This window comes from Achromobacter sp. (assembly GCF_049647645.1).
Classification (GTDB): domain Bacteria; phylum Pseudomonadota; class Gammaproteobacteria; order Burkholderiales; family Burkholderiaceae_B; genus Achromobacter.
Map to the genome: position 1 here is coordinate 1 of NZ_JBARYB010000223.1, position 6,307 is coordinate 6,307.

The 6,307-nt window shown below is 67.4% G+C and carries 5 protein-coding genes; 4 read left to right on the plus strand and 1 reads right to left on the minus strand.

Annotated features, from left to right (window positions below; genetic code table 11):
• The coding region (locus WBB14_RS26485) for a hypothetical protein (RefSeq protein ID WP_424242394.1) at window positions 1–503 on the minus strand (503 nt) is incomplete at its 3' end.
• Between the two features lie 189 nt (window positions 504–692).
• Here WBB14_RS26485 and tssJ point away from each other — a divergent pair.
• The 4 genes from tssJ to WBB14_RS26505 all read left to right on the plus strand — a co-directional run.
• Window positions 693–1,310 carry a type VI secretion system lipoprotein TssJ gene (tssJ, locus tag WBB14_RS26490; protein ID WP_424242395.1) on the plus strand — a complete coding sequence of 206 codons (618 nt, stop codon included), beginning with the start codon at window positions 693–695 and terminating at the stop codon, window positions 1,308–1,310.
• 99 nt (window positions 1,311–1,409) lie between these two features.
• Complete coding sequence (gene tssK / locus WBB14_RS26495; RefSeq protein WP_424242396.1) at window positions 1,410–2,756, plus strand: type VI secretion system baseplate subunit TssK; 1,347 nt, start codon at window positions 1,410–1,412, stop codon at window positions 2,754–2,756.
• A 9-nt stretch (window positions 2,757–2,765) separates the two neighbouring features.
• Window positions 2,766–3,545 carry a type IVB secretion system protein IcmH/DotU gene (icmH, locus tag WBB14_RS26500; protein ID WP_424242397.1) on the plus strand — a complete coding sequence of 260 codons (780 nt, stop codon included), beginning with the start codon at window positions 2,766–2,768 and terminating at the stop codon, window positions 3,543–3,545.
• Between the two features lie 39 nt (window positions 3,546–3,584).
• The coding region (locus WBB14_RS26505) for a type VI secretion system Vgr family protein (RefSeq protein ID WP_424242398.1) at window positions 3,585–6,307 on the plus strand (2,723 nt) is incomplete at its 3' end.

The window sequence follows — 6,307 nt, forward strand, 5'->3', positions numbered from 1 at the left end:
GGCTTGGCCTGCTGCCCGGCGGCTGCGCCCTGCGCATCGTTGCGTCGCGGCTGGCGTGGGCGCGGGGGCTTGTAGCCCTCGGGGAACAGCACGTCCTGGCCCAGGGTTTCGCGCATGGCGGCGGCCAGCGCCACCGCATCGGTGCGGGCGTTGCCGGCGAGCAGCGCATTGGCGCGCAGATCGGCCAGCGATTGCATCGCCACGCGCAGGCCACCCACCGCGCGCACGGTCTTGGCCGTGAAGTCCTCGGGGTCGCGGTTCAGCGCTTCATCGGCCGCGACGATGGCCTCGCCGTACTTCTGTTCGTCGAAGCGGATCTTCGCGATGTACGACCACGGTTCTCCGCGCGCGGGATTGAGCAGGGCGATTTCCTGGAACTCGGCGACCGCCTGATCGTTGCCCTTGCCCGCCAGGGTCTGCGTGGCGTGCGTCATCGACTGCTTGTACTCGGCGTCGGTCTGCGGCTTGGGGGATGTGGCGCAGCCCGCGAGGAAGGCCAGCATTCCGCTGATGAGGAGAACCCGGGATATGTGCATTTTTTTGGTATGTAGGAGGGTGTAACCAAGGCCGCGTATTTCAACAACCTTTTGTTAGCGCAGCACTACAGTGCATTACGTCATGTAACTCGCCACGAAACTTCGCTCATCGTGCCGCGATCTGTATGTTGTCGCAGGCTTCCGGTATAAAGAGCCATGTCAAAACATCTCTATTTTTCTCGGTGCGTGGCAGCAGCAGCCGTCATCGCGGCAAGCCCCGTAATCAGCGGTTGCGCGGCGGTTTCAGCGATCGGAGCGGTAGCGGGAATGACCGGCGGAATGATGGATATGGCGGGCCTGAAAAAGGACCCGAATGCGCCAGTCGATGTGAAATTGGCGATACACGCCGGAGAAAATTTGAATGCGAGCAGCGGCCAGCCGATGGCTGTCGTTACGAAAATATACTATTTGAAGAATGCCGAGGCATTTCAACGCGCACCGCTCACGCAATTGGTTGATACTGACGCCGAAAAGGCGACGTTGGGTGACAGCATCATCGCGGCACGCGAAGTCACTCTGACGCCGGGGCAGCGTTACGAGCATTTGGAAAAGGTGCCGAAAAACGCTGCCTACATCGCTGTCGCGGGCTTGTTTTACGCGCCCGCGCCGCAGCGCTGGAAATACGTATTCGAAGTGAAGACCGCCGAGGACAGCGGCATCGTCATGGGCGCCCATGCCTGCGCGATGACCGTAGTCACCGGACAAATCGTGTTGCCACCGGGCATGCCCGGCTTCGACCCGGCCCGCCTCGGCTCGGTGCAATGCCCGAGCTGAATGCGAGCCGACCGCGTCTAGCCGACCGCGTCTAGCCGACCGCGTCTAGCCGCCATCATCTACGTCCTCTCTATATATAAGAAGCAAGAGCCAGAAAACGTGAGCCATTCAGCGAAGATATTGTGGGGAGAGGGGCTGTTCCTGCGGCCCCAGCATTTTCAACGCCAAGACGCGTACCACGAGGCCCGCCTCGCGGAAATGAGCCGCGCGCTGCATCCCTATGCGTGGGGCTTGCGCGCGGCGCGTTTCGACGCCGCGGCGCTTGCCAACGGCATGCTGCGAGCGACCGAGCTCTCCGCAATCTTTCCCGACGGCGAGATCTACAGCGCGCCCCACAACGACGACCTGCCGCCCGCGGTTGCGCTGGACGGCCTGGACGGCGCCAGCACGGCGGTGTTTTATTTGGCGCTGCATCCGATGAAGGACGTGGGCGGCAACTACCGCGACACGCGCCAGGAACAGGGCTTCGACACGCGCTATGCGCACCAGGACAGCCCGGCGCCGGATCTCTACACCAACGCCAGCACGGCCGAGCTCGCGTTCCTGCGCAAGAACGTGCGCCTGCTGTCGGAACACGAGCCGCGCGACGCGCTGCTGACCATACCGGTTGCGCGCGTGCGCCGCACCGCCAGCGCCGGCTACGAGCTGGACACCAGCTTCATCGCCCCCAGCGTCACGGTGCAGGCGTGCAGCGCGCTGTTCGAGCAATTGCGCCGTTTGCTCGACGCGCTGCAGGCCAAGGTCAACGCGCTCTACGGCTTTCACCGCGAGCCGAATAAAAACATCATCGAATTCCGCTCGGGCGACGTGGCCTCGTTCTGGCTGCTGCACACCTGCAACGAAGCCTATTCGGCGCTGTCGCACCTGTTCCACAATCCCCAGCTGCATCCCGAACGCCTGTTCCAGGAAATGCTGCGGCTGGCGGGCGCGCTCATGACCTTCTCCAAGGTGCACACGCTGGCGGACCTGCCGGCCTACCAGCACGATGCGCCTGGCGCGGCCTTCGCGCAGCTGGACGAGATCTTGCGCGACCTGCTCGACACCGTCATTTCGACCCGCTACTTCTCCATCGTGCTGGAAGAGCTGCGCCCCTCGTTCCACGTGGGCCGCCTGGACTCCGGCAAGCTCGACGAGACCACCGCGCTCTACCTGTCGGTGTCCGCCGCCACGCCCGCCAGCGAGCTAGCCGAGACGGTGCCGCTGCGCTTCAAGGTCGGCGCGCCCGACGACGTGGAAAAGCTGGTGCTTTCGGCCATGCCCGGCGTGCAGCTCGTCTACACGCCGCAGGTTCCTCCCGCCGTGCCCGTCAAGCCGGGCGCGTGCTACTTCACCCTGCAGACGCGCGGCTCGCTGTACGACCGCATGCTGCAGGCGCGCAGCATCGCCATTTATGCCCCTTCAGGCATACCCGAACTGAAACTGGACCTCATCGCCGTCACCCGCTAGAGCCTGCCCATGACCGCCGCCGCGCCTTCCCTGATGCCCGGAGCCTCGCTCCCTCCCCGAGCCGCCGATTTCTACGGCTCGCGCCCCGCGAAGTCCTTGCTGGACCTGCTGTACGACGGTTTCCTGATGCTGTTCCTGCTGAAAAGCGGGCAGGAACCCGTCGATGCCGCCTCGTTCTCGGCGCGCGTGCAGCAGTTCCTGGCGGACTTCGAGCGCAGCGCCAAGAAGATGGATATTCCTGCCGAGGATGTCTACGCCACCAAGTACGCCTTCTGCGCCGCGGTGGACGAAACCGTGCTGAACTCCGGCTTTTCCATCCGCGACGCCTGGATGCTGCAGCCGCTGCAGCTGACCCTGTTCGGCGAACAACTCGCCGGCGAGAACTTCTTTGCGCGCCTGGAAGACCTGCGCGCGCAGGGCGCGCCGCGCCTGCAATCGCTGGAAGTGTTCTACATGTGCCTGCTGCTGGGCTTCCAGGGCAAGTACATGATCGAAGGCCAGGAGAAGCTGGGCTATCTCACGGCACGGCTGGGCGACGAGATCACGCTGCTGCGCGGCAAGCGCTCGGGCTTCGCGCCGCACTGGCCCCTGCCCGACAAGATCGCGCACACGCTCAAGCGCGACGTGCCGCTGTGGAGCATCGGCGCGCTGTTCGCGCTGCTGGGCCTGCTGGCCTATCTGGGCATGAGCCACTTCCTGAACCGCGATATGCAGACGGCCATGGCTCCTTACCATGACATCGTCAAGATCGGGCCGCGCGCCGCGCACCTGACCATCTCGCTCCCCTGACTCGCTACCCTGACAGCCGCAGGCCGACCGCTCCACACCATGACCGACCGTTCCCAAGCGCCCGCCGGATTCAGCAGCCTGGATGTTGCCGCCCTCTCCCAGAACGCCCGCATGCTGCAGGTGCGCACGCCGCTGGACGCGGCGCTCGCGGTAGAACGAATGAGCCTGCGCGAAGGCGTCTCCGAACTGTTTGCCCTGACGCTGGACTGCCTGGCGTCCTCGGCCGAACTGGACGTACAGGCCCTGCTGGGCCGCGAGATCAGCGTCAGCGTGCTGCTGGCAGACGGCGGCAGGCGCCAATGGCATGCGGTGGTCGAAGGCGTGGACGCGCTGGGCGCCGACGGCGGCCTGGCGCGCTACCGGCTGCACGCCGCCCCCTGGCTGGCGGCCCTGAGCCTGCGCCGCGACAGCTTCCTGTTCCAGGACAAGTCGGTCACCGACATCCTGAGCGAGATCTTCGCCGATTATCCACAGGCGGCCTACTCGTTCGACATCGCCGAGCCGCCCGCACCGCGCCCGCTGCGCACGCAGTACCGCGAAACCGATCTGGCTTTCGTACTGCGCCTGCTGGCCGAAGCCGGCTTGAGCTTCCGCTTCGACCATCAGCAGGGCGAGCAGCAGGACGACGCCTCGGGCGGTGCGCGGCACCGGCTGGTGGTGTTCGACACGCGTGCGGCGCGGCCGGCCTGCCCCGACGCCACGCTGCGCTTTCACCGCAGCGACGCCACTGAAGCCGAGGACAGCATCACGCGCTTCGGCGGGGCCCGCGCGGTGCAGTCCAACGCCGTCACGCGCCTGGCCTGGGACGAGCGCAAGCTGCTCGCGCACGCGGCACATGCGCAGTCCGACGTCCAGGCCGGCGCGCTGCCTGGCCTTGAAGACTACGACTACGACGGCCACGGCCGCTATGCCGACGGCGACGCCGCGGAAGGCGCAGCCGCGCGCAGCCTGCTGGCGCACGAAGCCCGCATGGTGAGCTTCGACGGCGGCGGCACGGCCCGCCAGATGATGCCTGGGCACGACTTCACCCTGACGCAGCACAGCCGCTACGCGGCAGGCTCGGGCCAGGCCATCGACGAAATGGGCGGCAACCGCTACACGCTGCTGCACGTCGAACACGAGGCTGCCAACAACCTGGGCAGCCAGGCCGCCCAGGTGCTGGGCGGTTCCGATCTGGAACACGGCTCTTACCGCAACAGCTTCGCCGCCCTACCCGCCGCCGCGCCGCTGATGCCCGACTGGCGCGCCAAGCCCACCGCTCCCGAAGGCCTGGCGGCGGTGGTGGTGGCGGCGCAGGACGCGCCCATTTCCTCGGGCCGCGACCTGCGCATCAAGGTGCAATTCCCGTGGCAGCGCGGCGCGCGCCCGCTGCCAGGCGGGCTGGCGCACCGCAGCCATGGCGACGACACCGGCAATGCGCCTGGCGACGACAGTTCCGGCACCTGGCTGCGCGTGGCGGGGGCACAGGCCGGTCCCAATTGGGGCGCGCACCATCTGCCGCGCAAAGGCACCGAAATCCTCGTCGAGTTTCTCGACGGCGACATCGACCAGCCCGTGGCCTCGGCCCAGCTATACAACGACGCCGACCTGCCACCCTGGTCCGCTGGCGAGGACGCCGGGGCCAACCACCCCGGCACGCTCAGCGGCTGGCACAGCAAGGGCCTGGACGACGCGGGCCACAGCCAATGGCTGTTCGACGACACGACCCGGCAGATGCGCACGCGCCTGTCCAGTTCCATCGGCGCCACGCAGCTGGGCCTGGGCTATCTGGTCGAACAGGGTGCGGATGAATCCAGCCGCGGCGCGTGGCGCGGGACCGGCTTCGAGTTGCGTTCGGACGCCTGGACCGTGGTGCGCTCCGGACAGGGCATGCTCCTGTCCGCCAGCGCGCGCGAGGACGCCCGCTCCACCCAGGCGGACGCCCAGGAGGCGCTGACGCGGCTGCGAGGCGCCCAGCATGCCGCGCAGCGCCTGGATGCCGCCGGCACGAAGCGCCAGGCGCGCGCACTGGCGGCCACCAGCCAATATGACGCGCTGACCCGCGCCATCGACCCGAAGGGCGATGGCCGCTATCCCGGCAGCGTGGGCGGCCAGCAGGCGCTCAAGGCCAGCGGCAACGAGCGGAGCGGCGCCGAAGCCGTGGAACGCATCGACGGCGCGCGCATGCTGATCGATGCGCCGTCCTCTCTCAACTTTGCCACGCCTGCCTCGGCCATCCTGCACGCCAGCGAGAACCTGCACGTCACCGCGCTGGCGGACGGCCACGTCGCGGCGCGCCAGACCTTCGCCAGCGCTTCCGGCCGCTCCACCAGCCTGTTCGTGCAGGACGGCGGCATCCGCGCCGTCGCCGCCGAATCGCCGGTGTCGATCCACGCGCATACCGACATGCTGGAGATGCTGGCCGGCCAGGACATCACCGTCACCTCCACCTCCGACAGCATCGAGATCCTGGCAAACAAGAGCATCACCTTGCAGGCGGCGGGCGCCAGCATCGTCATGAATGGCGGCGACATCCTGTTCAAAGGGCCGGGCATGTTCTCGGTCAAGGGCGCCTCGCACAACCTGATCGGGCCGGCCAGCGATGCGGCCGCGCTACCCGCGCTGCCGTCCACGCAGGTGGGCGACCCGATGCTGGTCACTGCCGAGCTGGTGCACCGCCCTAAAGCCAAGCTGCAAGCGCAGGCCGGTTCTGGCCAGGCGCTGAATGCGCCAGGCGCGACTGGCGCGGTAGCCGCCACCGCTCCTGCCGCCGCAGCCCCCAC